Source organism: Oleidesulfovibrio vietnamensis, assembly GCF_055388115.1.
Map to the genome: position 1 here is coordinate 887,434 of NZ_AP042419.1, position 25,430 is coordinate 912,863.

A 25,430-nucleotide genomic window follows, 5' to 3' on the forward strand; every position below is an offset into this window, starting at 1 on the left:
ATTGTACGATAAACACAGAACGTCACTAAATTCAATTACAAATTATAATCATGCACGATGCTTGAAAGGCGGTTAGCGGTTTGCAACTGTTCATGGACTGCGGGTTCGGTCTTGGCGGCGATATGTTTATTGCCGGGCTTGCGGGGCTGGGGTGTGACTTTGCTCCTCTGGAGGGCATGCTCTGCAGCGCCGGCATAGACGTATCCATTGAAATACGTTCCGAGCGGCGCGGGGGACTGGCCGGAATGCGCGCCGATGTGCGCTGGACCGGAGCGCAGCCGCTGCGCCATGCGGCGCAGCTGGAACAGGTGATAACGGCGCTGGACATTACGCCCGCTGTACGCGGCCGGGCCGTGAACGCCGTGCACCGGCTGGCAGAGGCCGAAGGTGCCGTGCACGGCATTGATCCGCGCGAGGTGCATTTTCATGAAGTGGGGGCCGTGGATACGCTGGTGGATATAGTGGGCGCCTTCTGGGGACTTGAGAGACTGAACATCGATACCGTTGTCTGCTCTCCGTTGCCGTGGTTTTCAGGCACGGTGTGCTGTGAACACGGCATCATGCCCCTGCCTGCGCCTGCCACAGCGGTGCTGATGCAGGGCAAACCTGTAACTGCCACAGCGTTCAGGGAAGAGCTGATAACCCCCACGGGGGCCCTCATCGTCGACTCGGCGGCGGACAGATTCGCCGACGGGCCGGAAGGAGTACTGCTGCGCGGCGCCTCGGCGTTCGGTTCGCGTCCGGAAGGTGGTCCGTTGCGGCTTTTTCTGATCGAGCCGCAGTCGCACAGACACGATGACATCATCTACACGCTGGAAACCCACATAGATCATCTGACGGGCGAGGAGCTGGGGCATGCCTTTGATGCGCTGCTGCAGGCGGGGGCGCTGGATGTTCTGTTCACCCCCGGTGTGATGAAAAAAAACCGCCCCGGCGGAGCGCTGACCGTGCTGTGCAGCGCAGAACATCTTGCCGTCGTGGAAGAAGCAGTCATACACCATACACACACGCTGGGTCTGCGTCGCAGCCGCAGTACACGGGTGGTGCTGCCCCGCGGAAAGGGAACGGTGCAGGCGGGCGGCCACGCCGTGGCGGCAAAGGAGTATGCCGTGCAGGGCAGAGATATGAGCAGGGCGGAATATGAGGCTCTGGCAGCGCTGGCGCGCAGGACAGGCCGTTCGCTGCCGGAACTGCGCATGATGCTGTCCGGCGGTGATGAAGAAGCGGATTGAGCCGGAAGGGCCTGTGCGCGCATGACGTTGCAGAACACACATGGCACAGGCAGAGTGGTATGTATGTTCTGCAGAAAGCTGCACTTACGCGGCAGTGTATGCGGGTGCCGGTCTGCCGTGGTACCGGCGGGCTGAAGCGGAATCTTTCCGCGGATGGTGGAAAAATTCCGCTTCAGCGACTGTTATTTATGAAAAATCGCGTGCTTGCCCTGCTTGGCCCATGCCTTCCACGGGCTGTTAAGCACCCCGTTGCTGTACGGCAGATGGTATTGTGAATCGTGCAGCACCCGGTTGAACACGGCCATGTCGTTCAGAACGTCCGTGGCATTGCAGCGCAGCATTTCCGAGCGCACGGTGCGCAGCACGGAAACAAGATGGCGCTGGCCCCCGCCCAGAATGCCGCAGTTGAGCACCGGCTTCTGCGCCAGATGCGGCATGTCCTGCCCGAAAACCTTGCGGATATGGCGCTGCATCCACGGATTATCACCGATGGTTGTGTCTTCGCCGCCGATGAACACGGTAAAGCGCTTGCGGTCGCGCCATGTGCGGTACTGGGCTGCCAGTGCCCTGCAGAATCCGCGGAATCCGCGTGCCCGTGCAAAACCGCTGCGGTCGAAGAAGCGGCGCAGAGTCGGTTTTTCCACCAGCAGAAAAGGATTGTCCGCAAACCACGCATCCGCCACATCCACCATGAACACATTGCGGAAGCGGATGCGTTCCAGCAGTGCCAGCGCTGCCAGAAAACGCTCGTCCGCAATGGTGAATCTGCCGGGGCGTATCTGCACAAAGGTCAGTGTGCCGCGTTTTTTTTCGTGGTGGTGAATGGCGACGGCGGCATGACATTTCTGCTGGAAAGCATCTGACAGTCCGTCGTGCAGCACGACCATATTCAGCTTATGACGCATGCCGCTGTGCAGCCAGCCGGCCAGATAATCGATGTTTTCGGCGGGAACGCGTGTGCCGTGCTGCGGATGGTTGCTGCCCGTCAGGTACGCGCCTATGACGATATCGCTGCCGCCCAGCCGCTGCCCCAGCGCTTCTATGGCTGCGGGCTCGGTGAAATACTCGTGGTCTGTATGCTCGGTGTGATTCATGATGACTGCCGTGGTTATGGTTCTCTGAGAACTATCAGCCCCCGTCTGCCCAGCTGGCGCAGAAATGCGCTTACGGACAGTTCGGCTTCTGACTGGTGCAGCTTGTAGCGTTGTGCCAGTGCCTGAGCGATGCCCGAAACCGGACGCCTGCCGTCGATGAGCATCCAGACGGCCGTGCCCAGTTCGTCCAGTTCAAGCGTGCGCGGCACAGGCGCGGCGCCGCGCACCAGTGCTGCCAGCCTGCCGGGCGCAGCGGCATAGTGCAGCCGCACGCAGCCGCCGGTCTCATGTGACTGGCGTATGCCTTCCGGTATGACGGGCACAAACGCAAGCGCGGCGTGTCTGTCCGCGGGTGCTGCGATCTTGGTTTTTTTTTTAAATAATTTCAACGGTGCTGCATAGTGCTGTCAGATCGTCATAAAAAACGGTGCCGGAATCACGCATACGTACCGAAAGCAGCTTGTTTTCGTGTTCCACCAGCCAGGCCGCACCGGCCTCGTGCTGACGCACGCCGCGGAAAGAGCGTACAATGGGTACCCGCCCCAGCAGCGGTCTGCAGCGGTCTGTGGTCCAGCGCACTATGTCACCGGCGGCAGCCGGTTTGCAGGGCACGTCCGATGACAGTTCTTCAATGGGCAGACCGTAGTGTCTGGTCACCCAGTGGCGCAGCGGCAGTCCGTTCAGCAGCACATTGGCCGGAGCGTATCTGTCGATGGCCAGCGTAGCTCCGGCACGGCGGAATTCCAGCCAGAAATGGCCGGGATGAAAAACAAAGCTGCGGAGTTCATAGCCTGCCGGAGCAGTGCAGGCAAGGTCGTAGATACGGGTGGTTACGGGCGTGCCGGACGGGGCGAGAGAAAGCGAGCGGAGAATGCCGGTCATGGTGTCGGCGCAAGGGGGCTTGTCTTCTCTGTTGTGAAACTGCACCAGCACGGTATAGCCGCCGGAGTCGCTGTGCAGCAGCGCTCCGCAGCCGGTGGCGTGGACAAACGGCACATGGCTGAACCTGTCCTGTACCTGACGCAGCGCCTGCGTAAGCGGCAGCGGAATACTCTCCGCCCCGGTGCGGAAACCTTCCGCATCGCCGAAACGCTTGTGCATGATGCGCCTTTCTTTTTCCAGCTGGAAAGGACGCTTGTCGCAGGCCCACTTCACATCGAAAACAGGGAGATCCGTATCCGAAAAAGACAGAAATGTGTGCTCAATGGCTGTCGGAGTCCACTGTGCCGGTATGTGCATGTCAATGCTGTTCCATTGCAGCTGTTGCCATGCCTGACCGGTTGTTGCAGACGCCGAGCACGTAGGGGCAGGGTCCATTGGATGCTTGATCCTCGCTATTGATGGGGGATGAACGGGGAAAGGTCGTCCACGATGACGGAATGTTTTTCCATCATGCGGCGGCCGTGGGCGTTTTTTCGGGTATAACAGGCATTTTCCCTGTCCCAGTCAGAACGCAGCATCATCTTTATGGAGACGCCGGGCCTCATGTCGGCCACCACGCTGTACGCCAGCACAACGGAAAGCACATCGTCGCCTTCGCGTAAAATCCATTCCCATGCAAGAACGTTATGAAACGGGTCACCGATCCAGTTTGCCGGTTCCCCGAACTTCTTTCTATATGCCTTCTCCAGCCTGTCGTAAAGCGATTTGCTACGGTCGGCAAATTTCAGTTTGATACCGATAAGTCTGTTTTCGCCCAGACAGTTGCCGGAAATAAGGCTGCCGCCGCGGATGCACGGTACGGCGTCGTCGCGCAGACTCACTTCGTCCACAAAAAGGGCATCCCTGTCCGCCTGTTTCGTTTCCGGCATGACCTTGTCTTCGTATCCGCTTACGGGTTCGCCCAGTGTGAATCCGGCAATGCTGAGGGGCAGCTGTGCCCGGGCGGGCACTGCCGTGCACAGAATAAGCAGGACTGCGGCAAAAAGACGAGACATGGCGCCTCCGGATGCTTCATGTTGTGAGCGGCGCTCGTTTCATGCTACCGTGGATTCAATCTTACGCTACCCTACTCCGCAAATCAGAACAAGAGGGCCGCTGCATGCGCGCAATTCTGCTGTATGTTTTTTCCGCTGCCGTACTTACCGTGTACGGCGGCCGTATCTGACCGTTCATGAGCGCGCTTCCGGTCTGGAAGCTGGCACTGGTCATCGCCGCCGTTACCGGCGCGGCACTGCTGCTGCGCCGGCTGGTGGTGCTGCCGCATGTGCTCTCGCTGCCGGTGGCCCGGCGGGCGGAGCGTCTGGGGCAGTGCGACTTTGTGCTGTTTGCAGGCGCGGGAGTGCTGATGGCGCTGGCAAACACCGTGATCAACGGCGTGCCGCTGCTTTCCAGCGGGGGCAAGCTGATTCTGGGCATGGTGGCGCTGGGCGTTTTTGTTTCCATCGACCTTGCCCTTGAATGCGAGCGCCGGAGCATACGTCTGGCCGGCATAACCGAGCCGGAAAGGCTGCCTCCCCGGCGGTTTTCTTCTCTCACGCGTAAATTTTTTGCTGTGGCTACCGTGGTGACGGTGCTGTTTTCGCTTATTGTCATTCTGGCGGTGTTCCGTGATCTGTGGTGGTTTACAGAGGCAGGACTCAACGAAGGTTCACTGCGGTTTGTAAAGCGCAGCATTCTGGTAGATCTTTCATTCATCATGGGCATGCTGCTGGTGCTGGTGATAAATCTTGCTTTGTCCTATTCCCGTAACCTGCGTCTGCTTTTTGATAATCAGACGCAGGTGCTGGTGCGGGTGAGCAACGGAGACATGAGCGGACATGTGCCGGTTGCCACCAGAGACGAGTTCGGATTCATCGCGGGGCATACCAACCTGATGATAGACGGGTTGCGCGACAGGCTGCGGCTGATGGAAGGGCTGGCTGTGGCGCGTGAAGTGCAGGAGACGCTGCTGCCTTCCGGTGTGCCGCATGCCGCAGCGCAGCCGTCAGCGGACGGTTCCGGACGGCTGGACGTGGCGGGAAGGTGCCTTTACAGCGATGAGACCGGCGGCGATTATTATGACTTTCTTGAAAACTGGCTTACGGAAGAAGACGATACGCCCCGCACGGGCATCATTGTGGGTGATGTGACGGGGCATGGCGTCGGGGCTGCGCTGCTGATGGCTTCCGTGCGGGCGTTTGTGCGTATGCGCGCCGCCACGCCGTGCAGTCCGGCGGCACTGCTGCGCGATGTGAACAGGCAGGTGGTGCGCGACAGTTACGGAACAGGCCGTTTTGTGACCATGTTTCTGCTTTGCATCGAGCCGGTTACGCACAGTATTTCGTGGGCTGCAGCCGGTCACGAACCGGCTCTGGTGTATCGTGCCGCCGACGATTCATTTACTTCGCTGCAGGCTGCTGGTCTGCCGCTGGGAACCATGCCCGGCACGGTGTACGAAACATCCTGCTGCCGCAGATTGCGTCAGGGCGATGTGGTTCTGCTGTATACCGACGGGCTGGTGGAGGCCCGCAACCGTAAAGGGGAAATGTTCGGGCGCGACAGAGTGCGCAGAGTCATGCGTACCCATGCCGCCAAAGACGCCGCGGGACTGCTGGAAGCCATGGGCGGAGTGGTGCGGCGGTTTAAGGACGGTGCGCCGCAGGAGGACGATATAACCATGGTTGCCGTGCGCGTCCTGTAGTTGTCCCGCAGAGCATGGCGACAGTAAAAACGGGCACACGGTTGTTTTACCGCGTGCCCGCTTCGTGTCGGTGAGTAACGCCCTTATGGTTATTGTTCGAGCTGCTGTATACCGTCCAGCCGCCACATGGCGTCCGGAGTGGCGCGGTGGAAATGCCACACTTCGCGTACCTGTTCCGGATTGCCGCCCGAGGCGTCTTCGCGCATGAGCACGTCGAAATACACTGTGGCCAGCATGCCGTCGGTTTCCTCTTTCACTTCCAGCACCCGGGCGTTTATCAGCAGCAGTTCCGTGCGGGAAGGCTGCGGGTCGTCCTGTGCCTGACGGTGTATCTCGTCAAATACGGAAGGCGATGTGAACGTGCGGATATCATCCAGATCACGGTTATCCCACGAATTCTGCAGACGGGTGTATACGCTGCGTGCACCCTGCAGGAACTCTTCGGTGTCGAAACCGGCGGGAACTTCCGGCGCCGGTGCCGCAGAGGACGGGCTGCCGGAACCGGCACTGCGCAGGCCGGACCAGCCGTCCTGTGCCTGTCGGTACATGGTGTTGTCGTGCTGCCGGACATCGTGACTGGCGCCGCCCTGATATGCGCCGCCCGCCTGATAAGCCGGTTCGCCTCTGGGGGCGCCGCGGCGTCGCATCATGCGCAGAATGAGGAAAATGACCCCGCCGAAAAGCAGGATGTCGAAGAAACCGATTCCGCCGAATCCGCCGCCGAAAAGCATCGAACCCAGCAGGGTGCCCGCCAGCAGGCCGCCGAACATGCCGCCCAGACCGCCGAACCCGCGTTTGGGGGCCGTGGCGGCAGAGCTGCCCATGGCAGGCGATTTGGTGGGGGCGTCAGGCTTGGAATAGCTTTTGGTGAATGAAGGACGGCTGCCGAAGGACTTGCCTCCGCCCATCCGTTTGGCCCATGCGTCGTCCACTGCGCTTAGCAGCAGGCCTGCGGCCAGCACCGGCAGCAGCAGGGCCATAATGCGTCGAGTCATGATTACTCCGTACAGAATTGAGGGGCGTTCATTGAGGAGTAACCATTTGACGGCCTGAGTCAAGGGCGGCGGTATATTATGCCGTGCTGATACGGAATGAATCGCTATGAAACCACGCCCAGACTGCGCAGCAGATGGATGAAAAGCTGCCTGTCTATGGGTTTGGGCACATATGATGTGGCGCCGCCTTTGTAATAGGCTTCCACCACGCTGCGCGGGTCGTCCAGTGCGGTGGTCATGACCACCTTTACTTCATCCACGCTGCGCACTCCGTGGCTGCGCTCCAGTGCCCGAATTTTTTTCAGTGCGTCCTGACCGTCCATTTCGGGCATCATTATGTCCATGCAGACAAGGTGGTATGGCGTGCCCGCCTCCAGAGCAGCTTCAAAAGCCTCCACGGCTTCCCTGCCGTTTACGGCTACATCGCATTCTCCGTGGGGGGACAGTATGCCCTGCAGAAATTTGCGGCTGGTAAAGTCGTCTTCGACAATGAGAAAGCGCATGGATCCTCCGGTGCAAGTTGTCATCAGAGGTATTATTAATCGTCGCGGGGAATAAGGTCAATCAACGGGCACCGCATATGCATTATATGTTGACGGGAATGAGCCGGCTGCGGGGTTGTGCGCATTGTGTTTCTGGTGGCGGGGCAGCATGCGGAGCTGCTTTTATGAATGCCTGCCGGCTGTCACGCCGGATGTATCGACAGCAGTCTTGCCGGACGGCCTGCGGGGGAAACATGGCGGAACAGCAGATGACACGGACGCCTGTCCGGTTGGCTGTATCGCTGGCAGAACGGCTGGCAGAACGGCTGGCAGAATGGGGGGGGCAGACCGGTCGGGCAGTACGGCGGACTTTCGTCATGCTGTCTGCCGGTGTGCGTGCGGCGGCGTTCTTGCGGCCACCACGGCATGCACCTGCTGTGCGCCTGCGTGGTACAGGGCCTGCGCGCAGTGTTCCAGTGTGGCGCCTGTGGTCATCACGTCGTCTACCAGCAGCACGTTTCTGCCGCGTACACAACTGTCCGCTTCAAAGGCATCACGCAGGTTGCGCCGCCGCTCCTCTTTCGGCAGCCCTGTCTGGGCAGAAGTGTATCGTGTGCGGCGCAGTATGTTTTTTTGCAGAGGAACGGTCAGCATGACCGCTGCCGGACGTGCAGGCAGGTAGCTCTGGTTGAAGCCGCGCATGTGCAGGCGCGCCGGATGCAGCGGTACGGGCACTATGACGTCCGGCTTTTCCTGTGGCGAAAAAGGACGCAGGCGCAGTGCCTGACAGAGCATGTGGCCCATGAGAGGGTGCAGGGTCAGGTCGGGGGTGTGTTTGTACCGGATGATGATCCTGCGCAGCAGCCCGTCATACAGCCCGTAAAAACGCAGCGAAAGCCAAGGGGGCGGGGTGGATATGCATGAAGAGCAGAGCGTGAGGGGCATGGACTCCAGCGCATGGGGCAGACCGCACCGGGGGCAGAAACCGCCGGTGCGCTGGACCAGTTGCCGGCGGCAGCTGTTGCACAGCAGCACCGCGGTCTGCTGCGGCCGGAAACAGTCGCCGCAGACCATGCAGCGGCGTTCGCGCAGTGCGATTATGCGCTTTATCCGGCGCAGGGCCTGCATCATCGCTCATCAGACCGCAAAAAGGCCTCTGCCGCCTGCCGGCCGTATGCGGTGATCTGCTGCAGGGTTTCCGGCTGGCGTTCCAGCGCTTCGGCATCGTCCAGCCCCGTCAGCAGCAGCGGCTCCTGCATATCGATGTTGAATGATTTCAGAAAATATTTCAGCGTCAGCAGGCTGCCTTCAAACAGTTTTTCTCCGCGCCTGCGTCCGGCAATCATGGTTACCCATGCCTTGCGCCGTGGCAGTTGCAGCATACGGGCATCGCCCCGTTCGCGCAGCAGCCAGAAGCGCTGGGTACGGTCGATAAGTGCCTTGAAGTGGGCGGGCACGTGGTAGAAGTAGACCGGCGAGGCAAAATGCAGCGCCGGTGCCTCCTGCAGCAGGCGGAAAATACACGCCGACTGATCCATGTCTTCAAGAAAGCACCAGCCGTCGGGGTCGTGTTCGCACCGGTAGCATGATGTGCAGGGGCGGATATCGTAGCGGCGCAGGTGCAGTATGTCTGCGCCGCCGGCTGCGGCAAAGCCATCGGCAAAAAGTTCTGCGGCTTTGTCGCTGTTGCCGCCTGCCCGGGGGCTGCACGAAATACTGTGCACGGTGAGCGGTTCGGACAAAAGGGACATGTTGTCTCCGGTACCCTGCCACCGGCGTCAGCGTGTTCCGCGTGAAAAGCGCGCAACAAGAATATCGCCTTCTTCGGTGAAGGCGCACTTCCATTGCGGTTCAATGGTCAGGGCGTGTTCGGCATGAGGACGTCCGTCGGGCCGCAGCAGAATTTCAAGCGAATCTGCGCGGGAAAAGCGGAGATACCAACTTATCTCCAGCGAGACACCTCAGCATTTGTTACGCAGGTCAATGCGTTCTTCGGGCATATTTTTGTCCTCTTACAACGAAATTACAGTTTAATCTATCTCCGGAACTCGGTAAAAAACGGGTTGTTCAGTTTTTCGTCGCCCACTGTGGTTTCTATGCCGTGTCCGGGGTAGACCACGGTGGTGTCCGGCAGACTGAAAATGGCTTTTCTTACCGAATTCAGCAGCGTTGCAGAGTCTCCGCCCGGAAAGTCTGTCCGCCCTACGGAGCGATGGAACAGCAGATCGCCCACAAAGACGGCTTCTGCCTGCGGAAAATAAAAGGAAAAGCTGCCCGGAGTATGGCCGGGGGTTTCCAGCACGGTGCAGGAAAGCCCTATGAACGTGTGTTCCCCTGCCTCCAGCGCCGTGAAATCAAACGGCTGCACACGGGGGAACCCGAACATGCCTCCCTTGCCCAGTTCTGTCTGCATCAGATAGGCATCCGCGTTGTTGGCGGAAACCTGTGCGCCGGTGCGCTCTGCCAGTGCCGCCACGCCGTACAGGTGGTCAAAATGCAGGTGGGTCAGCAGAATATGCTTAAGCTGCAGTGATTTTTCTGTGCAGTATTCCAGCAGCTGTGCGGGATCGCCGCCGGGGTCCACTGCAAGAGCCTGCCCCTGATGGGACAATATGTGGCAGTTCGTTTCCAGCGGTCCGATGGGAAATGTGCGTATGGTCATGACGGTCTCGTTTTATTCGGGTTGGGGAAAAGGTTCTTCCAGCAAAAGTTCGGCCAGCGGTCTGCGCGATGATGATCCGTTCTGCGCGGGGTGACCGGCGGCTATGGCCGCTTCAAAAGACAGTCTGGCGGGATCAAGCCCCAGCGCGGGCAGCAGCGTGGCTGCCTGATTGATAATCTCACCCAGCCATACGGCCCCGAGCTGCAGCGCGTGCGCTGCCAGCAGCATGTTCTGGACGGCGGCTCCGGCTGCCTGATGGTCCTTGACCTCGTTGTACATGGCTTCCCTGTCCAGAAAGACCAGAATAATCACTTTTGCCCCGCGCACAATATGTCCGTACCGGGTGTGCGCGGCAAGTATATCGCAGCGGGGGTCGTCGGCGCGGATGACAAGAAAACGGCAGGGCTGGTTGTTCAGTCCGCTGGGCGCCCATATGCCCGCCTCCAGAATCAGCCGCACGGCTTCGTCCGAAACTGCCTCGTCCGTATAACGCCGGATGCTGCGCCGCTGGCGGATGGCCTGCAGAACGGGGTTTTCTGTAAGCATATTTAAACGATCTCCGTTGGTTGCAGTATGATGCGTTGTAGCACAGTATACCAAGGCCGCCGGGCTTTCAAGGTGCGGCTCTCTTCCCAAAGTGCGGCGGGCAATGTATACATGCTGCCCATGAACCCCCATACGCCTTTTCATGAAGAAACACGCATCAGGCTCACCCGCCGTGACCTCATCAGGTACGAGAATCTGCTTCGCGATTCCCTTTCGCGGGTTATCTCCTTCAAGTCATACAGTCTTTTTTTTCCCCGTACTCCGGTTGCCCCGGAAGCCGTATGGGAGCCGCAGGACCGCAAGCTGCTGATTCCGCTCATTCTCAAAGGAGAGCTGCTGGGAATTTTTGTGGCGCGCGGCGTGGGCGGCAGACCGGCACGCACGTTGCTGGCGGCGTATCCCGCCGTTGCCACACTGTGTCTGGAAAATCTGCTGCTGTACAAGATGAGCATCACAGACCCGTCCACCGGACTTGCATCGTTGCCTTATATGCTGGATGTGGCCGCGCGCGAGGTGGGGCTTATCCGCGAGTGCTTCCGCCCCGGTGCAGACAGCCGGTGCGATGTGGCCACGCTGGGGCACCGTGCGTGCATGGGGCTGGTTGTGCTCCGTTTCAGTTCCATGCCTGCCGTTGTGCGCGATTGCGGGTATCTGTTTGCCGAGCAGCTGTGCGCACTGCTGGCGGACGAACTGCAGGCCGTGGTGCCGGAGCAGGCTTTTGCCGCGCGTACCGGTGACAGTGAGATGGCTGTTTTTTTGCCCACGGCCACGCCGCGGGTATGCCGCAAGGTGGCGGCGGAAGCTGTGCGCAAACTGCGCGCCGTTTCGCTGCTGCACGAGCTGCGTGACGAGGAGATAGGCGTAAGCGTGGCGGCGGGGTTTGCCAATTATCCGCAGGATATGAACGGAGCGCAGTTTGAACGCCCCGAGGCCGAGCAGGCCCGCATGCTGCTGCGCAAGGCGCGCACGGCCGCTTCGGTGGCGGTGGAGGATGCGCCAGGCACCATGCAGCAGGTCATGGGGTTTGGCCGGATACTGGCCGAAGGCGGCAGGGTGCAGGAAGTGCTGCCCATGAACAGGGTGGTCATCAGTCTGGGGGCAGCCATGGATGCGCGGGAAGGCCAGCGTTTTTCCATATGGAGCCATGTGCGTCACGCATCGGGCATATCCGGCGGGGCGGGCGTGTCCGGCGCGCAGGATGAAAAACCCGCGGCACCGTCGGTTGATCCCGCGGTGCCTCCTCTGCCCTCCGGAGCGCGGCAGGAACACACCCTTATGTACAAGGGCGAGCTGGTGATCATGGAAGTGCGTGAAAACAGTTCGCTGGCCGAGGTGATGCATCTGGGTGACCCTGCATGGAGCATAGCACAGGGCGACCGCCTGACGCTGCTGCCGGAAGATAAAGACGTGTCGGCTGCGGGAGCGGTGTCTGACGATGGTGCGGCGGCTTCGGCCGACCCGCTTACCGGACTGCTGCGGCACAGGGATTTTCTGGCCCGCTGGACACGCGACAGAGACCTGTGTTCCGGCTACACGCTGGCTCTTATGCGCCTTACAGGCGAATCGCGGCAGCATGGCGACCGCTCGCCCCACGCCGAACAGCTGATGGCTCAGGCTGCCGAGGCATGCAGGGCCCGTCTGGCCGAGCTGCAGCCCGCAGGCGGCGATGCCGTTTCGTTCGGCGGACGATACGGTCTGAACAGTCTCATCCATTTTCATCCTGATGTGCCGGTGGACAAGGTGTACGACTGCTACACGGAACTGTGCGAGCATCTGGAGCGCAAGCTGCATATCGAAGCAGCCGTGGGTATTGCGCGGCATCCCTACCTTAATTTCCGCAAGCCGGACAGTCTGGAAAACTGCCAGAAGGCATTGGAATACGCCATGCTGATGGAAAAGCCCCGTGTGGGCGTCATCGATACATGGGCGCTTAACATCAGTGCCGACAAGCTGTTCAGTCAGGGCGATACCTTTGCCGCCATCGAAGAGTACAAGCTGGCGCTGCTGGCCGATGAGAATAATACCATGGCATGGAATTCTCTCGGGGTGTGCATGGCCGGTCTGGGCAGACACTCCGAGGCGCGCAGGCTTTTCGGCGAGGCGTTGCAGCGCGACAGGCGCGATGTGATGACACTGTATAATCTGGGGCATGTGTGTCAGAACATGGGCGAATATGACGAAGCCAGACAATATTACCGCAAATGTCTGAAATACGATAAAGAGCACGTTTTTGCCCTGTTGCGTCTGGGGCAGATGGCAGAGCAGGAAAAGAAATTCGGTCCGGCGCGGCAGTATTACAACAGGGCGGCCAGACTGGACGGCGCGCAGGCGCTTACGTGGCGCAACCTTGCGCGGCTGTGCATGCGTCAGGGCCGCCCCGATGAGGCCCGTGAACACCTGCATCAGGCTCTTATCCATAATCCGCAGGACGCCATTTCGCTGCAGTTGCTGGCGCGGCTGTATCTGGAAGGCGGAGATGATCCGGAAGTCGCATCGGTGCTGGCACGTCAGGCCGTGGCCCTGCGGCCTGAACTGAAAGCCGGCTGGCTGGATCTGGCCCGTGCTCTGGAAGCCACAGGAAGGCAGCGCGAAGCAGCAGAAGCACTCAGCCGGGCCGCCGGGCTGTAGGGGGCAATGACACATGGCCTATGAGCTGAAAGACAGACTGGTGGTCGGGCTGGCGTCCAGCGCGTTGTTTGATCTGGAAGAATCCGACGCGGTGTTCCGTCGTCACGGCGAAACCGCATACCGGCAGTATCAGCGCGATAAACAGCACGAGCCGCTGCGGCCGGGGGTGGCGTTTCCGTTCATCAGGCGTCTTCTTTCGCTCAATGCGCTCAATCCTCAGGACCCGCCGGTGGAGGTGGTGCTGCTGTCGCGGAATGACCCTGACACCGGCATGCGGGTGATGGAGTCCATCGCCAGTCACGGGCTGGGCATTACGCGGGCGGTTTTTCTGCAGGGCAAGCCGCCGCATGCATACATTCCCGCGCTGGAGATAAGTCTTTTTCTTTCCGCCAACGAAACCGATGTGCGCGAAGCCATTGCGGCGGGGTATCCTGCCGGTCAGGTGCTTGAGTCCGCTTTCAATGACGATGATGCCGACCACGAACTGCGTATTGCCTTTGACTTTGACGGCGTGCTGGCGGACGACGAATCGGAAAGCGTTTTTAAGCGCGACCATGATCTGGAAGCCTTTCATGCCTACGAGACAAAGCTTGCGGCCGTGCCGCTGAAGCGGGGGCCTCTGGCCGGTTTTCTGAGCAAGTTGTCACAGGTCCAGCAGCGCGAGCGCGAAAAACAGCGCAGTGATCCGGAATACAGACCGCGGCTGCGTATTGCCATTGCCACGGCGCGCAATGCCCCCGCGCATGAACGGGTGATAAACACCATGCGCAGCTGGGGAATAGTGGTCAACGAGGCTTTTTTTCTGGGCGGTATTGAAAAACGCCGGGTACTGGAAGTGCTGCGTCCGCATATTTTCTTTGATGACCAGAAGTCTCATCTTGAACTGGCATCGCGTGTGTTGCCCGCTGTGCACATTCCCTTCGGCGTGGCCAACAGCAGCGACGATGTGATACCCCCTGCCGGTGACGGCGGAGAGGGTTGCCCCCGTACAGAATGAGCGTCCCGCTTTTGTGACGGATTTGCCCGTATGCGGCACTGCCGTGCCGGGGGCTTTCTGCACAACTACGGCCGCAAGGCTTTGTACCTGCGGCATCCTTGCGGGCACAGCTGTCCGGCGCATCGTCATATGTGCCTGCCGTCTCTTCCTGCGTTTCTTTTCTTACTGTTCTGTCATGGTGTTGCATCTTGATTTGCGCAACTGTCCGCACTTTTTGCCGGTCTGCGCGACCGTGTGTCTTGCGGTTGTCACGCTTTTTTGCGCTGTGCAGCCGCTCTGTTTTCGGGGCGGTGACCGGCGGTGTACTGCTTTTTTCCGCCCTTGGGGTGGTTAGGCATGGCTGGGTATGGTCCGGCCGTTTGGCATTGCCAGAAAAGAGTGCTCGGGCTATCACGGGTGAATGAGTACACAATCCCCTGAAAACAGGCATGGCTCTGCGTCCGGCACGGAACGCGGCAAAACAGCGGATACAGGCGGCTGCGCTCCGGCCCTGCGGGGTTCTGCCGCGCAGGCTGCAGGAGAAACGGCGCATCAGCTTGATATGAAAGCGCTGCTGCGTGTGATGGCCGGTGCTGTGATGATCAGCTTTTCTGCCGTGTTCGTGAATGTGCTGGAAACATCCCCCTCGGCTTCGGCGTTCTACAGAGTGCTCTTCGGCGGCATGGCGTTGCTGGCTGTGGCTCTGTGGCGCCGCGAACGGCTCAGCACGTCACCGCTGGTGCTGGCCACCATAGCGGGGGCAGGGGTGTTTTTTATGCTCGACCTTGAATGCTGGCACCGCAGCATCCTGTACATCGGGCCGGGACTGGCCACCATCCTCGGGAATTTTCAGGTGTTTTTCATGGCTTTTGCCGGAGCGGTCTTTTTCCGCGAGGCGCTTTCACTGCGTCTTGTGGTGGCGCTGCCGCTGGCTGTCTGCGGTCTGTGGCTGCTGGTGGGGGTGGACGTGGACAACCTGCCCGAAGGCACTGTCATGGGTGTGATAATGGGGTTGCTGACCGCCGTATGGTACACGGGGTATATTCTGCTGTTGCGGCGTTCACAACGCATGGCCTGCCGGATGCCGGTTATGATGAACATGGCGCTGGTTTCGCTGTGCACCGCGGCTGCCTGCGGAGTCAGCACTCTGTTGCAGGGGGCATCCTTCGCCATTCCGGATACGGTGAACGGCATGTATCTTCTGGGATACGGCGTACTGTGTCAGGGGGTGGGCTGGCTGCTGCTTTCTTCCGGCCTGCCCGGTCTGCCGGCAGCAGTGGCCGGTCTGGTTATGCTGACACAACCTACGCTTTCGTTTGTCTGGGATGTGCTGCTTTTTGACAGACCGACCGGCCCGCTGGGGGTCGCCGGTGCTGTCATGGCCATTGTGGCCATATGGATGGGGCTTTCCGGCCAGAACGCGGCGCAGCGCCGCCGTGCATTGAAACTGGCAGGCAGCCTGAGCACCGCGCCGGAAAAATAACGTGCTGCGCGGCAGTCGCTGCGGAACGCCAAAACGCTGCCTGCAGGGTGTACAGTACCCGGTCGTGCCGCCGTAAGGCCGCAGAGGAGCCTTGAAGAAATGCAGAAGACCACGCAAACACCTGTCGTGCGCATGATGCGGCCACACGAAGCCGGGGCTGTGTGCGCATTGATTGCCGAAGTTTTTGATGAGTTTGTGGCGCCGGAATATTGTGCCGCAGGCGCCGCGCACTTTCATACCTTTGTGCAGCCTGATGTGCTGCAGGGGCGCATAGCCGACGGCGGAATGGTTTTTGTGGCGTATATGGGTGATGAACTGGCCGGTATTATTGAAATGCGGGCCTGTGAGCATGTGGTCATGCTGTTTACTGCCGCGCGGTGGCAGCGCAGGGGCATTGCCCGCAGGCTGCTGGACGCGGCTCTTGAAGAATGCCGTGCGCTTAACGGAACCGTCCGGCGGCTTACCGTTAACTCTTCACCCAATGCCGTGCCCGTGTACGCAAGGCTGGGATTCATAGCCGACGGGCCGGAACAGGAGCGCGACGGAATCCGCCATACGCCCATGACAAAGCTGTGCGACGCAGATGCGCCCCCCGCGGTTTGAACCGTCGGCAGTCCGGCGGGGGTGATGCTTGCATGCCGCGGCTGTTTTCTGTGTGTGCCTGCGGCGTGAAGGCGCTTTCAGCCTCTGCTTCGCGCTTCTGCAGGAGGAACAGGGACGGCAGATGCGGTCGCACGGCTGTTCCTGCGGATAACTTGTCATCAGTTTTGTTGCGAAAGGCTGCGGGGTGCTGACCGGTTGTGCTCCGGCTGCGGCCGCGCGTCCTGTGCGAATGACGCTGCAGCCGTGAGGCGCTGCTTATGGTTGCTCAGGCTGTAGGGAAAAAATAGTACTGAAGTTGTCCTGCTGAAATAAATCAGTTTTCAGCAAAAGTCCGGCAGTTTTGCGGCAGGTCCGCCAGATATCCGGCAGATATCCGGCAGATATCCGGCAGCAACACCAAGCTGTCGCCGGATGCGCTTTGCTGTACAGCCTATGGCAGACATAAAAAAAGGCCGCGTATGCGGCCTTTGAATTCGAGACAGTCTCTCGCTGCTAAAGCTTAGTAGCGGGGACGGCGCTCACGGGGCTGAGCCTCGTTTACTTTGAGGTTGCGGCCCTGAAAGCTGGAAGCGTTGAGGGAGTCGATGGCCTGAGCGGCACCGTTGGCGTCCATTTCCACAAAGCCGAAGCCGCGCGAACGGCCGGTTTCACGGTCAGAGATAACGCGAGCGGAAGTTACGTCGCCGAAATCTGCAAAAAGGGCGTGAAGGTCCTGATCAGTGCATTCCCACGAAAGGTTGCCGACATAGATATTCTTGGTCAAAACTAAAAACTCCGAAATGAAATCATCCCCGGAAAAAAGCAAATGCTAGTGGGGAAGGGGCGCACTCTCCCTTGCGGAAAAGCACTCTGTATAAACTGAAGTGCAATGTTTATGTCGAATTTTCGGAGCTGTCAAACTTTTTCTGTATTTATTTTTATATTTTTTGCCGGTTCTGTTGGGTATTGTCTGGGGTTTGCTATGTAACATGCTGCTTTAATGTGTTATGCGGCATATGGCGCTGACAGAAAAAAGTATACACAAAAGCCATGCGGGGCTTTGCCGGAACCGGGAGCAGGCAGGGGGCAGGAGATGCCGTCCGCCGTGCTGTCAGGCCGGTGCTGTGGTGCCGGAACCATGCGGCTGCGGCGGGCAGAACATATCCTGCAGGGCTATGCAGCCCTCGTGGTACATCCTCAGGTGCGGGACAGGCGGCATCCCCGCGTCACGCCGCCGTACCGCCAGTGCCGTCAGCACGGCGCACAGCAGCGCGTCTGCAAAGTCGCCTGCGGTGTCCTGCAGCATTGTCTGATACAGTTGCGGGCGGACCGAAAGTGCAAGCCCCCCGATGGTGCGGCAATATTCCGGCAATGCTTCCAGCAGTGCGGCCCGCGCTTGTGTGCGCTGCTGCCGTTGCGCTCCGGTGCCGTCTTTGTAGCGGGGCGGGTTGCCCAGTACCGCGCGTGCCGCCAGTGCAGGGTATACTTCAATGGCTGTGCGGCTGTCCGCTGTGGGGCGCAGCAGGGGTATGTTGATGCCGCATGATGCCAGCAGCGGCACCAGAGCATGAAACATGCGGCCCACCGGCACATAATTGAGCCTCAGCGGGCTTTGGGCGGCTGTCTGCGCGTCGGTAAGGCGCAGCGGCAGCTTGTGTCCTGCGGGTCTGGTGTTCATAAAGGCATATATCGTCTGCCGGAAAGCGTCCTTGTCCAGTTGCGCCAGACTGCTGACGTAATTCTGCCAGCAGGGCAGCTCAGATGCCGGTTCGCAAAGCGGTGTGCGGCTGTCGCGCTGCGTCTGCTGCCACCAGTGCAGAAAAGCGGCCGGCAGGCCGAACGGCATATCAAAACCGGCTATCCACGGGCCCTTATGGGCGAGCAGGTGCTCCAGACTGGCAGGGGGGGCGCAAAGCAGCATTTCCGCCTGCCACGGGGTATTGGCGCCGGTATGGCGGGGCAGGCCGTGCAGCGAGGTTACGGCATGCAGCCGGTCGATGTGCAGGGTGTCTGCCTGCAGTATTCCGGCGGCACAGGCCAGCGGTTTGCGCCTGCCGGGTGCGCTGGTCACATCAATGCCCAGCACCGTGAGCGGCCCGGCACAGAGCGGTCCGGCACAGAGCGGCGCGGCGGAACGGGGCGGAGAATCGGTACTGTTCATGGGGTGTCCGGTAAAAAAGGCCGCATGCTCCTTGCGGGCATGCGGCCTCCGGTCTGCGGTCAGGGTGCGGTCCGCCGCGTGTGGACGGCATGGTCGTAAAAGACGAGTTCGGGGGCGCGTTCCAGTTCTCCGGCTTCCACCAGTTTGCTGTAAAAGGTGCGCAGTCCTTTCTGCGCCTCTTCACCCATGGTGTAGACCAGTCCCCGGAAGTATTCCACCAGTTCATCGCGGCTCAGAAAGTCGTGCCGTGCGGCCAGATCAAGAATGGTGTCCATATGCTGTGCGCCCCAGTCGCGCCCGCCCTGCAGCAGGGCGCAGGGGTCGGTGTCAAAGCGGCCGGCGGCAACGGAATCGCGGCTGACAACCCATACGCCGAAGATAAAGGGCAGCCCTGTCCAGCGGCGCCATGCCTCGCCCAGATCAACTCTGTACGGGTACATGGGGTGGTTGCGCAGCCGCAGAGCCTCGTCGCCGATGGCCAGCAGGGCCTGGGGCGGATTGTGTGACTGTATCTGCTCCGAAGCGGAGCCTGTCCGGTAGGTGACGTTGAGCCCGTAATGGTAGCGCATGATGAGGCGCAGCAGCGCGGCAGACGTATGTGACTGCGATGTGGTCAGTATGGTCTGGCCCTCCAGTGTTTCCACCGGCTGGCGCGAAAGCAGGATGACGCTCATGACGGGGCCGCAGCTGCCGATGGCAAGGTCGGGTACCAGATAATACTGCTGTGCGTTGCGCGCATATTCTATGGACGACGTGGATGCCACGTCCAGTTCGCCTGCGGCCATCAGTCTGTTAAGCTCTGCGGGAGGGCCGTATACCAGTTCGTACCCGCTTCCGGCTGCGTCTTTTTCCAGCGAATGGTATATGGGCAGCACATTCAGATACGAAATGCGCCCGATGCGCAGGGGGCGTTTCTGTTCCGCCGGGCGGCTCATGCGTCGCCCTCCGGCCTGTTTTCCACGTAGGTGTAATCCATGGTGCGCTGGCGGGGCACAAATCCCGCAGCGCGGATGACGTTGTGGATTTCCTGCCGCGACATGCGGAAGCTTACACCTGCGGCGGCCACCACGTTTTCTTCAATCATCAGCGAGCCGAAGTCGTTTGCCCCGAAGTGCAGTGCCAGCTGCGCCACCTGCGGGCCCATGGTGACCCATGAAGCCTGCACATTGTCAAAGTTGTCCAGCACGATGCGTGATGTGGCCAGCATGCGCAGATAGGCGGGCGAAGGCTCGGTGTCGCGCTGGATGTTGGTGTTGCCGGGCTGGAATGTCCACGGGATGAAGGCGGTGAAGCCGCCGGTTCTGTCCTGTACTTCGCGCAGAGCGAAGAGATGTTCAAGCCGGTGGCGGGGTTCTTCTTCGTGTCCGAACATCATGGTGGCGGTGGTGCGCAGCCCCTGATAGTGCGCTTCTTCCATTACGGCAAGCCAGCGCGAGGCGCTGCATTTGTTGGGAGCCACGCGTGCGCGCACTTCGTCCACCAGAATTTCCGCGCCGCCGCCGGGAATGGAATGCAGCCCTGCGGCGCGCAGTCTTTCGATGACTTCGGCTATGGTTACGCCTTCCAGTTCGGAAAAAAAGACAATTTCAGGCGGTGAAAAAGCATGGATATGGATGGCGGGGTATGTTTCCGCAATCCAGCGGATCATGTCTTCGTAAAACGCAAGGGGCAGGTCGGGGTGGTGCCCGCCCTGCAGCAGAATCTGCGTGCCGCCCAGTTCCAGCGTTTCTTCAATTTTGCGGCCCAGTTCTTCGCGGGTCAGCACATAGCCGTCTTCGTGTCCGGGCGGGGCGTAAAAAGCGCAGAACCGGCAGGCACACACGCAGATGTTGGAATAATTGATGTTGCGGTCGGCCACATAGGTGACAACGGCTGTGGGGTGCTTTGCCATGCGCACGGCATGGGCCAGCTGTCCCAGCGTGAACAGGTTTGCCCTGTCGTACAGGGTTGCCGCTTCGGCTTCGTTTATGCGGCTGCCGTCCAGCACTTTGGCGCAGATGTCCAGCACTTGGCGCGGTTCGTCAAACGGGGTCAGAGTGGCGTTCATAGCGTGGCCTCCACAGGCTTGAAATGCGTATCGCGCTGCACGGGGGTAAAGCCCGATGCCGTGATCATGTGCCGCAGGCTGCTGATGGTAAGCCCCTGACCCGAAGATGCGCCGGCTTCCTGACCGATGCGTTCTTCCACTATGGTGCCGTCCAGATCGTCCGCACCGAAATACAGGGCGGTCTGGGCCATTTTGATGCCCATCATGACCCAGTAGGCTTTGATGTGGGGTATGTTGTCCAGCAGCAGTCTGCTGACGGCGATGGTACGCAGCCTGTCCAGGCCCACATGTTCGCCTCTGCGGTCTTCAGGCAGTTTAAGCAGACTGTTTTCTGTCAGGAACGGCAGAGGAATGAAGCAGTTGAAACCACCGGATACGTCCTGCTGACGGCGCAGCCTGTCCAGATGGTCCAGCCTGTCGTCAACGGATTCGATGTGCCCGAAAAGCATGGTGCAGTTGGTGGTGATGCCCAGCCCGTGGGCTTCGCCGGCAATGCGCAGCCACTCCTGCGCGGTGGCTTTGCGCGCGCAGATGCGTTCACGCACACGGGGGGCGAAAATTTCCGCGCCGCCGCCTGGCATCGATTCCAGCCCTGCGGCTTTCAGCCGGGCAAGCACTTCTGCCGTGCCGATGCCCGCCAGTGTGGCAAAGTGGGCAATTTCCACTGCGGTAAAGGCCTTGACCACGATTTCGGGACGCTGCTGCTTGATGCGGCGTATGACGTCTTCAAACCATTCCAGCGGCAGGTCGGGGTGACAGCCGCCCACGATGTGCACTTCCGTGAAGGGGGTGCCTTTGTCGTCCAGCACGCGGTCAACGATATCCGAGGGCTGCATGACATATGCCCCCTGCTGGCCGCGTTCGCGCTGAAAAGCGCAGAACAGGCAGCCGTTCACACATATGTTTGTGTAATTGACTTGCCTGTTGAGGACATAATAGGTTCTGTCTCCGTGCATGCGGGTGCGCACGTGGTGGGCCAGTGCCCCCACCGCGGTGATGTCGGGACAGTTGTACAGCAGTTCACCGTCTTCAAGAGACAGGCGCTCACCCGCCGTGACTTTATCAAAAATCTCGCCAAGGCCCAGCATGGCGTATCTGTCGGCATTCAACATGGTTTCCTCCGTCCTTGCGCCGGTGCGTGAAAAGGGCCGGAAGCCGCACGGGCACAGGCCGGTGAGTATCGGCCTGCAGCGGCGCGGTGTCAACCGTGTGACTAATCTTTAGGGCAGATGTGTTTTTGCGGTGCGGGCGGTACTGTTTTTTTTTCCGGAGAATTAATGATGCAGCAATACAGTCTGGGTATATCGCCCTGTCCCAACGATACGTTTATTTTCGGTGCGCTGGTGCAGGGGCTTGTGGCGGTGCCGCACAACTATGAAGTGCGGCTGGCCGATGTGGAGGAACTGAATGCCCGGGCGGCGCAGGAACTGCTTGATATCACCAAGTTGTCGGTTGCCGTCATGCCGCAGATTCTGGACCGGTATGTTCTGCTGCGCGCGGGCGGGGCGCTGGGCAGGGGCTGCGGGCCGGTGCTGGTGGCCAGAAAGTCTGTGCCGCTGGAAACACTGGCGGAAGCCGCCATTGCCATCCCGGGTCGCATGACTACCGCAAACCTGCTGCTTTCGCTGCACGGCATGCATCACGGGCCGCGGCCCGAAATGATTTTTGATCAGGTGATGCCCGCAGTTGCCCGCGGCGAGGTGGATGCCGGTGTGGTCATTCACGAGGGGCGTTTTACTTACGAGGCCCACGGGCTGGTCAAGCTGCTTGACCTCGGCGCATGGTGGGAGCAGGCCACAGGGCTGCCGCTGCCGCTGGGCGGCATTGCCGTCAGACGCAGTCTGGGTATGGAAACAGCATTGCAGGTGGAAGATGCCATCCGGCGCAGCCTTGCTTTCGCGCGGGAAAATCCGGAGCAGCTGCGGCCTTTTATCCGCCGCCATGCGCAGGAACTGGACGACTCCGTCATTGACAGCCACATTGCGACGTTTGTTAACGACTATTCCATGAATCTGGGGACGGAAGGCATGCACGCCATCCGCACACTTGTCACCATGGGTGCCCGGGTGGCAGGGCTTCCGCTGCCCGAAGCCCCCCTTTTTGCGGGTGACTGAGCGGCCCGCAGGTCAGTCGGCACGACCGGCGGAGCAGGTGTCCGCCGCCACGGCTGCCGCTGTGCCGGTCAGGTTGTCCGGTTCCAGCGGCAGACCTTTTTCCGGTGCCCGGCGCAGGCTGACAGCCCGCGAGGGACACAGCAGTTCACAGATTCCGCAGCCCATGCATTCTGCCGTGTCCACCCGCGCCGTGGTTTCAAGCACCCTGATGGCACTGAACTGACACTTGGCTTCGCAGGCGCCGCAGCCTGTGCATGCCCCGGCATCCACCTGTGCAAGATAACCGGAGGAAGCCAGCATGGGCAGCCCCGCAAAGTGTGCCTTCATGGCTCCGCAGCAGCATGAGCAGCAGTTGCATATGGCGTAGTAGCGTCCCAGCAGGGCTTCTTTGAAAAAAGCGTGCGAAACATGGCCCCGTCTGTTTTCTCTGCGCACCACATCCAGCGCTTCCTGCTGGGTTATGCGGCGCGATTTTTCCGGATGATGCTCCAGAATGAAACCAGCGAACGGTTCACCCACAATCAGACACACATCCACAGGGGTGCAGTGATCCGGTTCTGAAAGACGGCATGGGCAGTCCAGCAGGGCTATATGGTCGGGATGCTGCAGAATGATGGCACGCGCCATGGAATAGGGAATGACTTTTTCCAGATCGGGGACGGTTATTTCGCGCCGGACGGTGATCAGTTTGCGTGCGGCGGCCGGGGGGATTGTTTTTCCGTGATAGGTATCGGCAAAGCCGCCGGAGCCCTGCGCCGGTGAATCCGGACGCCACAGCCCCAGCATATTGGCGATGCGTGCCAGAGGTTCCCCCATTTTTTTCGCCAGCGGGTGTGTTCCCTTGCCCATGGCGATATAAAAATAGGGCCAGCGCATATAAATGTAGCCGTGCAGAAACTCGGCAACAGACTGGCCGCTGGAGCGTGATTCCCGCCAGAACGCTCTGGTGGAAGGGGAAATGATGCTGTCGAAAACGCGCTGCAGCATGGTGTGTCTCCTTGCATGAGTCGTTTCCGGCTATCCGTGGGTGCTGGGCCGGAATCGGAGCGTCTTGTCCCCCTCCGTTCCGTGGTGGTTTCAGCAGGTGCTGTTTTTCGGTTCAGTCGCAGTCAGAAAGGCACCGGCGCGGCAGTGCCGCGCTTCCGTTACTTGCGCCAGCCGTGCGAAAAATCTGCATCATACAGTCTGGAACACGGCGGTGAAGCTGCATCGGGGTGCTGTATACCACTATGCATGGAATTGCCTGGCAGGACAAGAAAGACCGTCTGCCGGTTGAGCTTTTCCTGCTGCACGGTGTCCGTCAGCGTTGCCAGCGTGCATTCCACCAGACGCTGGTCCGGCCAGCCCACCCTGTATGCGGCGATGATGCGGGTGCTTTCGGGCAGTCCGCCGGCGCGCAGTTCTTCGGTTATGGTTTCGGGCAGGGCGGCGGAAAGATATATGGCCATGGCTGTTCCCCGCCGTGCAAGATGCCGCAGCTGCTCGGCTTCGGGCACGGGGGTGCGCCCCTGCACGCGGGTGATGATCACCGACTGGGTGATTTCGGGCAGCGTGAGCGAAACGCCTGCCGCGGCGGCTGCCGCAAAGGCTGATGTGACTCCGGGAACAACGCCGCAGGCGATGTTTTCCAGCGCCAGCAGGGCCATCTGTTCGCGGATGGCGCCGTACAGGGCCGGGTCGCCGGTGTGGACTCTGGCCACCAGACCCCCGCTGTGCACGGTTTCGCGTATCATGGCATGTGTCTGCTGCAGGTTCATGGGCGCACTGTCGGCCACCACGGCGTCCGGACGGGCACAGGCAACCACCTGTGGCGGCACCAGCGAGCCTGCATACAGCACCAGATCCGCCTGCGAGATGATTCTCTGCCCCTTTACGGTGATCAGCTCGGGGTCGCCGGGGCCGGCGCCGATAAACCAGACTCTGGGGTCCGCCGGGTTTGCGGTCACGCTATTCTCCATAATAGGTTCCGATGAAAACGCCGCGTATGCGCCGGGCCGTTCCGTCCTGCCGGATGCTGTCCAGCCCGCTGCAGAACTGCTGTGCCATGCGGGCGTGTTTTTCTCCCGGCCCGAAGACGATGCGCGGGAATACCTGTTCCACCACTGCCAGCTGCACCACGCTGCCCAGCGTGCCGTAGCGGCGTGCCAGCTCTCTGCCCAGCAGCAGGTCCATGGGCATGATATCCAGCCTGTCTTCCAGCAGCGCCATGTAGCACTGCGTGAAGTCGGCAAAAATCGTGACGTTGCGCAATACGCCCTGTTCCAGCGCTTTGTCCAGTTCCGGGCCGTAACTGTGGCCCCGCACTATGCCCACGCGGGTGTCGGCCAGAGAGCGCAGACTGCCGGTGAACTGCCAGGGGGAAAGCCGGCGCGTGAATATGGTTATGGTTTCAGGATTAGTGACCGGCGTGTCGCAGAATGTTCCCAACTCAGCGCGCTGTGCCGTGCGGTACAGGGGAAATGCTGCATCCACCTCTCCGCTGCGCAGCAATGCGGGAATGCGGTCAAGGGGTTCCTGCCGCAGAATGACACGCATGCCTGCCCGGTGCGCGGCGATTTTCACGATATCCACCATCATGCCTTCCGGGCTGCCGTCGCGTGCCTCGGTGTAAGGCGGGTAGGGATGCACGGCCACCACAAAGGGAATACTGTCTTTTGCGGGCAGCGGCACCTTGATGGACGGCGGAGGAGGCGGAGGAGGCACCGCGCCGGAAGCGGCGGCCTGCAGTGCCGGACCCAGCACCACGGCCGCACCGAACCACAGTATGGTCAGAACGCGGCACAAGACAGAGGTGATGTACGGCACG

The 25,430-nt window shown here is 60.5% G+C and carries 25 protein-coding genes; 7 read left to right on the forward strand and 18 right to left on the reverse strand.

Annotated features, from left to right (window positions below):
* Positions 1-80 precede the first annotated feature (80 nt).
* Positions 81-1,232, forward strand: a complete 1,152-nt coding sequence (gene larC, locus ACZ5D1_RS03695) for a nickel pincer cofactor biosynthesis protein LarC (protein ID WP_464555954.1) — start codon at positions 81-83, stop codon at positions 1,230-1,232.
* Between the two features lie 182 nt (positions 1,233-1,414).
* Here the strand turns inward: larC and ACZ5D1_RS03700 are convergent, their stop codons facing one another.
* The 4 genes from ACZ5D1_RS03700 to ACZ5D1_RS03715 form a co-directional block, all read right to left on the reverse strand.
* Positions 1,415-2,326 (reverse strand): hypothetical protein, encoded by a 912-nt coding sequence (locus tag ACZ5D1_RS03700; RefSeq protein ID WP_027181569.1) that lies wholly within the window; start codon positions 2,324-2,326, stop codon positions 1,415-1,417.
* A gap of 14 nt (positions 2,327-2,340) precedes the next feature.
* Positions 2,341-2,715, reverse strand: a complete 375-nt coding sequence (locus tag ACZ5D1_RS03705) for a PqqD family protein (protein ID WP_011366839.1) — start codon at positions 2,713-2,715, stop codon at positions 2,341-2,343.
* Entirely contained in the window at positions 2,702-3,565 is an 864-nt protein-coding gene (locus ACZ5D1_RS03710) for a hypothetical protein (protein WP_148204109.1), read from the reverse strand. Before ACZ5D1_RS03710 ends, ACZ5D1_RS03705 begins: the two co-directional genes overlap by 14 nt.
* Before the next feature lie 95 nt (positions 3,566-3,660).
* Positions 3,661-4,263 (reverse strand): hypothetical protein, encoded by a 603-nt coding sequence (locus ACZ5D1_RS03715; RefSeq protein WP_027181567.1) that lies wholly within the window; start codon positions 4,261-4,263, stop codon positions 3,661-3,663.
* Positions 4,264-4,439: 176 nt separating this feature from the next.
* On the opposite strand from ACZ5D1_RS03715, the gene ACZ5D1_RS03720 reads away from it, so the two are divergent.
* Positions 4,440-5,948 (forward strand): PP2C family protein-serine/threonine phosphatase, encoded by a 1,509-nt coding sequence (locus tag ACZ5D1_RS03720; protein ID WP_464555956.1) that lies wholly within the window; start codon positions 4,440-4,442, stop codon positions 5,946-5,948.
* A gap of 89 nt (positions 5,949-6,037) precedes the next feature.
* Here ACZ5D1_RS03720 and ACZ5D1_RS03725 read toward each other — a convergent pair whose 3' ends face one another.
* The 6 genes from ACZ5D1_RS03725 to ACZ5D1_RS03750 form a co-directional block, all read right to left on the reverse strand.
* Positions 6,038-6,943 carry a Tim44 domain-containing protein gene (locus tag ACZ5D1_RS03725; RefSeq protein WP_011366843.1) on the reverse strand — a complete coding sequence of 302 codons (906 nt, stop codon included), beginning with the start codon at positions 6,941-6,943 and terminating at the stop codon, positions 6,038-6,040.
* Positions 6,944-7,047: 104 nt separating this feature from the next.
* Positions 7,048-7,446, reverse strand: coding sequence for a response regulator (locus tag ACZ5D1_RS03730; protein WP_011366844.1), 399 nt, complete (start codon positions 7,444-7,446; stop codon positions 7,048-7,050).
* Positions 7,447-7,800: 354 nt separating this feature from the next.
* Positions 7,801-8,556, reverse strand: a complete 756-nt coding sequence (locus ACZ5D1_RS03735) for a ComF family protein (RefSeq protein ID WP_011366848.1) — start codon at positions 8,554-8,556, stop codon at positions 7,801-7,803.
* A complete protein-coding gene (locus ACZ5D1_RS03740) occupies positions 8,553-9,176 on the reverse strand; it encodes a flavodoxin family protein (protein WP_011366849.1) in 624 nt (207 codons plus the stop codon). The genes ACZ5D1_RS03735 and ACZ5D1_RS03740 overlap by 4 nt, the downstream gene beginning before the upstream one ends.
* Positions 9,177-9,460: 284 nt before the next feature.
* Positions 9,461-10,087, reverse strand: coding sequence for an MBL fold metallo-hydrolase (locus tag ACZ5D1_RS03745; RefSeq protein ID WP_464555957.1), 627 nt, complete (start codon positions 10,085-10,087; stop codon positions 9,461-9,463).
* 12 nt (positions 10,088-10,099) lie between these two features.
* On the reverse strand, positions 10,100-10,633 hold the full coding sequence (locus ACZ5D1_RS03750) for a nitroreductase family protein (RefSeq protein WP_027181565.1): 534 nt from the start codon (positions 10,631-10,633) through the stop codon (positions 10,100-10,102).
* 111 nt (positions 10,634-10,744) lie between these two features.
* Between ACZ5D1_RS03750 and ACZ5D1_RS03755 the strand changes: the two genes are divergently transcribed.
* The 4 genes from ACZ5D1_RS03755 (at position 10,745) to ACZ5D1_RS03770 (ending at position 16,323) form a co-directional block, all read left to right on the forward strand.
* Positions 10,745-13,261 carry a tetratricopeptide repeat-containing diguanylate cyclase gene (locus ACZ5D1_RS03755; protein WP_011366852.1) on the forward strand — a complete coding sequence of 839 codons (2,517 nt, stop codon included), beginning with the start codon at positions 10,745-10,747 and terminating at the stop codon, positions 13,259-13,261.
* Positions 13,262-13,274: 13 nt separating this feature from the next.
* On the forward strand, positions 13,275-14,258 hold the full coding sequence (locus ACZ5D1_RS03760; protein ID WP_011366853.1) for a 5'-nucleotidase: 984 nt from the start codon (positions 13,275-13,277) through the stop codon (positions 14,256-14,258).
* Between the two features lie 400 nt (positions 14,259-14,658).
* On the forward strand, positions 14,659-15,720 hold the full coding sequence (locus tag ACZ5D1_RS03765) for a DMT family transporter (protein WP_027181563.1): 1,062 nt from the start codon (positions 14,659-14,661) through the stop codon (positions 15,718-15,720).
* A 99-nt stretch (positions 15,721-15,819) separates the two neighbouring features.
* Positions 15,820-16,323 carry a GNAT family N-acetyltransferase gene (locus tag ACZ5D1_RS03770; protein WP_455696642.1) on the forward strand — a complete coding sequence of 168 codons (504 nt, stop codon included), beginning with the start codon at positions 15,820-15,822 and terminating at the stop codon, positions 16,321-16,323.
* Positions 16,324-16,822: 499 nt separating this feature from the next.
* Here ACZ5D1_RS03770 and ACZ5D1_RS03775 read toward each other — a convergent pair whose 3' ends face one another.
* From ACZ5D1_RS03775 to mqnE, 5 genes are all read right to left on the reverse strand, one after another.
* Positions 16,823-17,086 (reverse strand): RNA recognition motif domain-containing protein, encoded by a 264-nt coding sequence (locus ACZ5D1_RS03775; protein WP_011366856.1) that lies wholly within the window; start codon positions 17,084-17,086, stop codon positions 16,823-16,825.
* A 327-nt stretch (positions 17,087-17,413) separates the two neighbouring features.
* Complete coding sequence (locus ACZ5D1_RS03780) at positions 17,414-18,463, reverse strand: DUF429 domain-containing protein (protein WP_464555960.1); 1,050 nt, start codon at positions 18,461-18,463, stop codon at positions 17,414-17,416.
* Between the two features lie 59 nt (positions 18,464-18,522).
* Positions 18,523-19,398 (reverse strand): menaquinone biosynthetic enzyme MqnA/MqnD family protein, encoded by an 876-nt coding sequence (locus ACZ5D1_RS03785; RefSeq protein WP_011366858.1) that lies wholly within the window; start codon positions 19,396-19,398, stop codon positions 18,523-18,525.
* Positions 19,395-20,510, reverse strand: a complete 1,116-nt coding sequence (gene mqnC / locus ACZ5D1_RS03790; RefSeq protein ID WP_011366859.1) for a cyclic dehypoxanthinyl futalosine synthase — start codon at positions 20,508-20,510, stop codon at positions 19,395-19,397. The genes ACZ5D1_RS03785 and mqnC overlap by 4 nt, the downstream gene beginning before the upstream one ends.
* On the reverse strand, positions 20,507-21,622 hold the full coding sequence (gene mqnE, locus ACZ5D1_RS03795; protein ID WP_464555963.1) for an aminofutalosine synthase MqnE: 1,116 nt from the start codon (positions 21,620-21,622) through the stop codon (positions 20,507-20,509). Before mqnE ends, mqnC begins: the two co-directional genes overlap by 4 nt.
* 165 nt (positions 21,623-21,787) lie before the next feature.
* Between mqnE and ACZ5D1_RS03800 the strand changes: the two genes are divergently transcribed.
* Positions 21,788-22,624, forward strand: a complete 837-nt coding sequence (locus ACZ5D1_RS03800) for a 1,4-dihydroxy-6-naphthoate synthase (RefSeq protein ID WP_011366861.1) — start codon at positions 21,788-21,790, stop codon at positions 22,622-22,624.
* 12 nt (positions 22,625-22,636) lie between these two features.
* On the opposite strand, the gene ACZ5D1_RS03805 is transcribed toward ACZ5D1_RS03800, so the two are convergent.
* From ACZ5D1_RS03805 to ACZ5D1_RS03815, 3 genes are all read right to left on the reverse strand, one after another.
* Positions 22,637-23,611 (reverse strand): 4Fe-4S binding protein, encoded by a 975-nt coding sequence (locus tag ACZ5D1_RS03805; RefSeq protein ID WP_273192135.1) that lies wholly within the window; start codon positions 23,609-23,611, stop codon positions 22,637-22,639.
* A gap of 158 nt (positions 23,612-23,769) precedes the next feature.
* Positions 23,770-24,582 carry a precorrin-4 C(11)-methyltransferase gene (gene cobM / locus ACZ5D1_RS03810; protein WP_049753755.1) on the reverse strand — a complete coding sequence of 271 codons (813 nt, stop codon included), beginning with the start codon at positions 24,580-24,582 and terminating at the stop codon, positions 23,770-23,772.
* A complete protein-coding gene (locus ACZ5D1_RS03815; protein ID WP_011366864.1) occupies positions 24,572-25,429 on the reverse strand; it encodes a substrate-binding periplasmic protein in 858 nt (285 codons plus the stop codon). Before ACZ5D1_RS03815 ends, cobM begins: the two co-directional genes overlap by 11 nt.
* Position 25,430: the final 1 nt, after the last annotated feature.

Coding starts and splice junctions, on each gene's coding strand:
- ACZ5D1_RS03785 (WP_011366858.1), bottom strand. CDS start 19,398: ATGAGCCGCCCGGCGGAACAGAAACGCCCCCTGCGCATCGGGCGCATT.
- ACZ5D1_RS03730 (WP_011366844.1), bottom strand. CDS start 7,446: ATGCGCTTTCTCATTGTCGAAGACGACTTTACCAGCCGCAAATTTCTG.
- mqnE (WP_464555963.1), bottom strand. CDS start 21,622: ATGTTGAATGCCGACAGATACGCCATGCTGGGCCTTGGCGAGATTTTT.
- ACZ5D1_RS03765 (WP_027181563.1), top strand. CDS start 14,659: ATGAGTACACAATCCCCTGAAAACAGGCATGGCTCTGCGTCCGGCACG.
- ACZ5D1_RS03700 (WP_027181569.1), bottom strand. CDS start 2,326: ATGAATCACACCGAGCATACAGACCACGAGTATTTCACCGAGCCCGCA.
- ACZ5D1_RS03800 (WP_011366861.1), top strand. CDS start 21,788: ATGATGCAGCAATACAGTCTGGGTATATCGCCCTGTCCCAACGATACG.
- ACZ5D1_RS03750 (WP_027181565.1), bottom strand. CDS start 10,633: ATGCTTACAGAAAACCCCGTTCTGCAGGCCATCCGCCAGCGGCGCAGC.
- ACZ5D1_RS03760 (WP_011366853.1), top strand. CDS start 13,275: ATGGCCTATGAGCTGAAAGACAGACTGGTGGTCGGGCTGGCGTCCAGC.
- ACZ5D1_RS03715 (WP_027181567.1), bottom strand. CDS start 4,263: ATGTCTCGTCTTTTTGCCGCAGTCCTGCTTATTCTGTGCACGGCAGTG.
- ACZ5D1_RS03740 (WP_011366849.1), bottom strand. CDS start 9,176: ATGTCCCTTTTGTCCGAACCGCTCACCGTGCACAGTATTTCGTGCAGC.
- ACZ5D1_RS03720 (WP_464555956.1), top strand. CDS start 4,440: ATGAGCGCGCTTCCGGTCTGGAAGCTGGCACTGGTCATCGCCGCCGTT.
- ACZ5D1_RS03770 (WP_455696642.1), top strand. CDS start 15,820: ATGCAGAAGACCACGCAAACACCTGTCGTGCGCATGATGCGGCCACAC.
- ACZ5D1_RS03755 (WP_011366852.1), top strand. CDS start 10,745: ATGCTGCCCATGAACCCCCATACGCCTTTTCATGAAGAAACACGCATC.
- cobM (WP_049753755.1), bottom strand. CDS start 24,582: ATGGAGAATAGCGTGACCGCAAACCCGGCGGACCCCAGAGTCTGGTTT.
- ACZ5D1_RS03805 (WP_273192135.1), bottom strand. CDS start 23,611: ATGCTGCAGCGCGTTTTCGACAGCATCATTTCCCCTTCCACCAGAGCG.
- ACZ5D1_RS03735 (WP_011366848.1), bottom strand. CDS start 8,556: ATGATGCAGGCCCTGCGCCGGATAAAGCGCATAATCGCACTGCGCGAA.
- mqnC (WP_011366859.1), bottom strand. CDS start 20,510: ATGAACGCCACTCTGACCCCGTTTGACGAACCGCGCCAAGTGCTGGAC.
- ACZ5D1_RS03725 (WP_011366843.1), bottom strand. CDS start 6,943: ATGACTCGACGCATTATGGCCCTGCTGCTGCCGGTGCTGGCCGCAGGC.
- ACZ5D1_RS03710 (WP_148204109.1), bottom strand. CDS start 3,565: ATGCACATACCGGCACAGTGGACTCCGACAGCCATTGAGCACACATTT.
- ACZ5D1_RS03745 (WP_464555957.1), bottom strand. CDS start 10,087: ATGACCATACGCACATTTCCCATCGGACCGCTGGAAACGAACTGCCAC.
- ACZ5D1_RS03780 (WP_464555960.1), bottom strand. CDS start 18,463: ATGAACAGTACCGATTCTCCGCCCCGTTCCGCCGCGCCGCTCTGTGCC.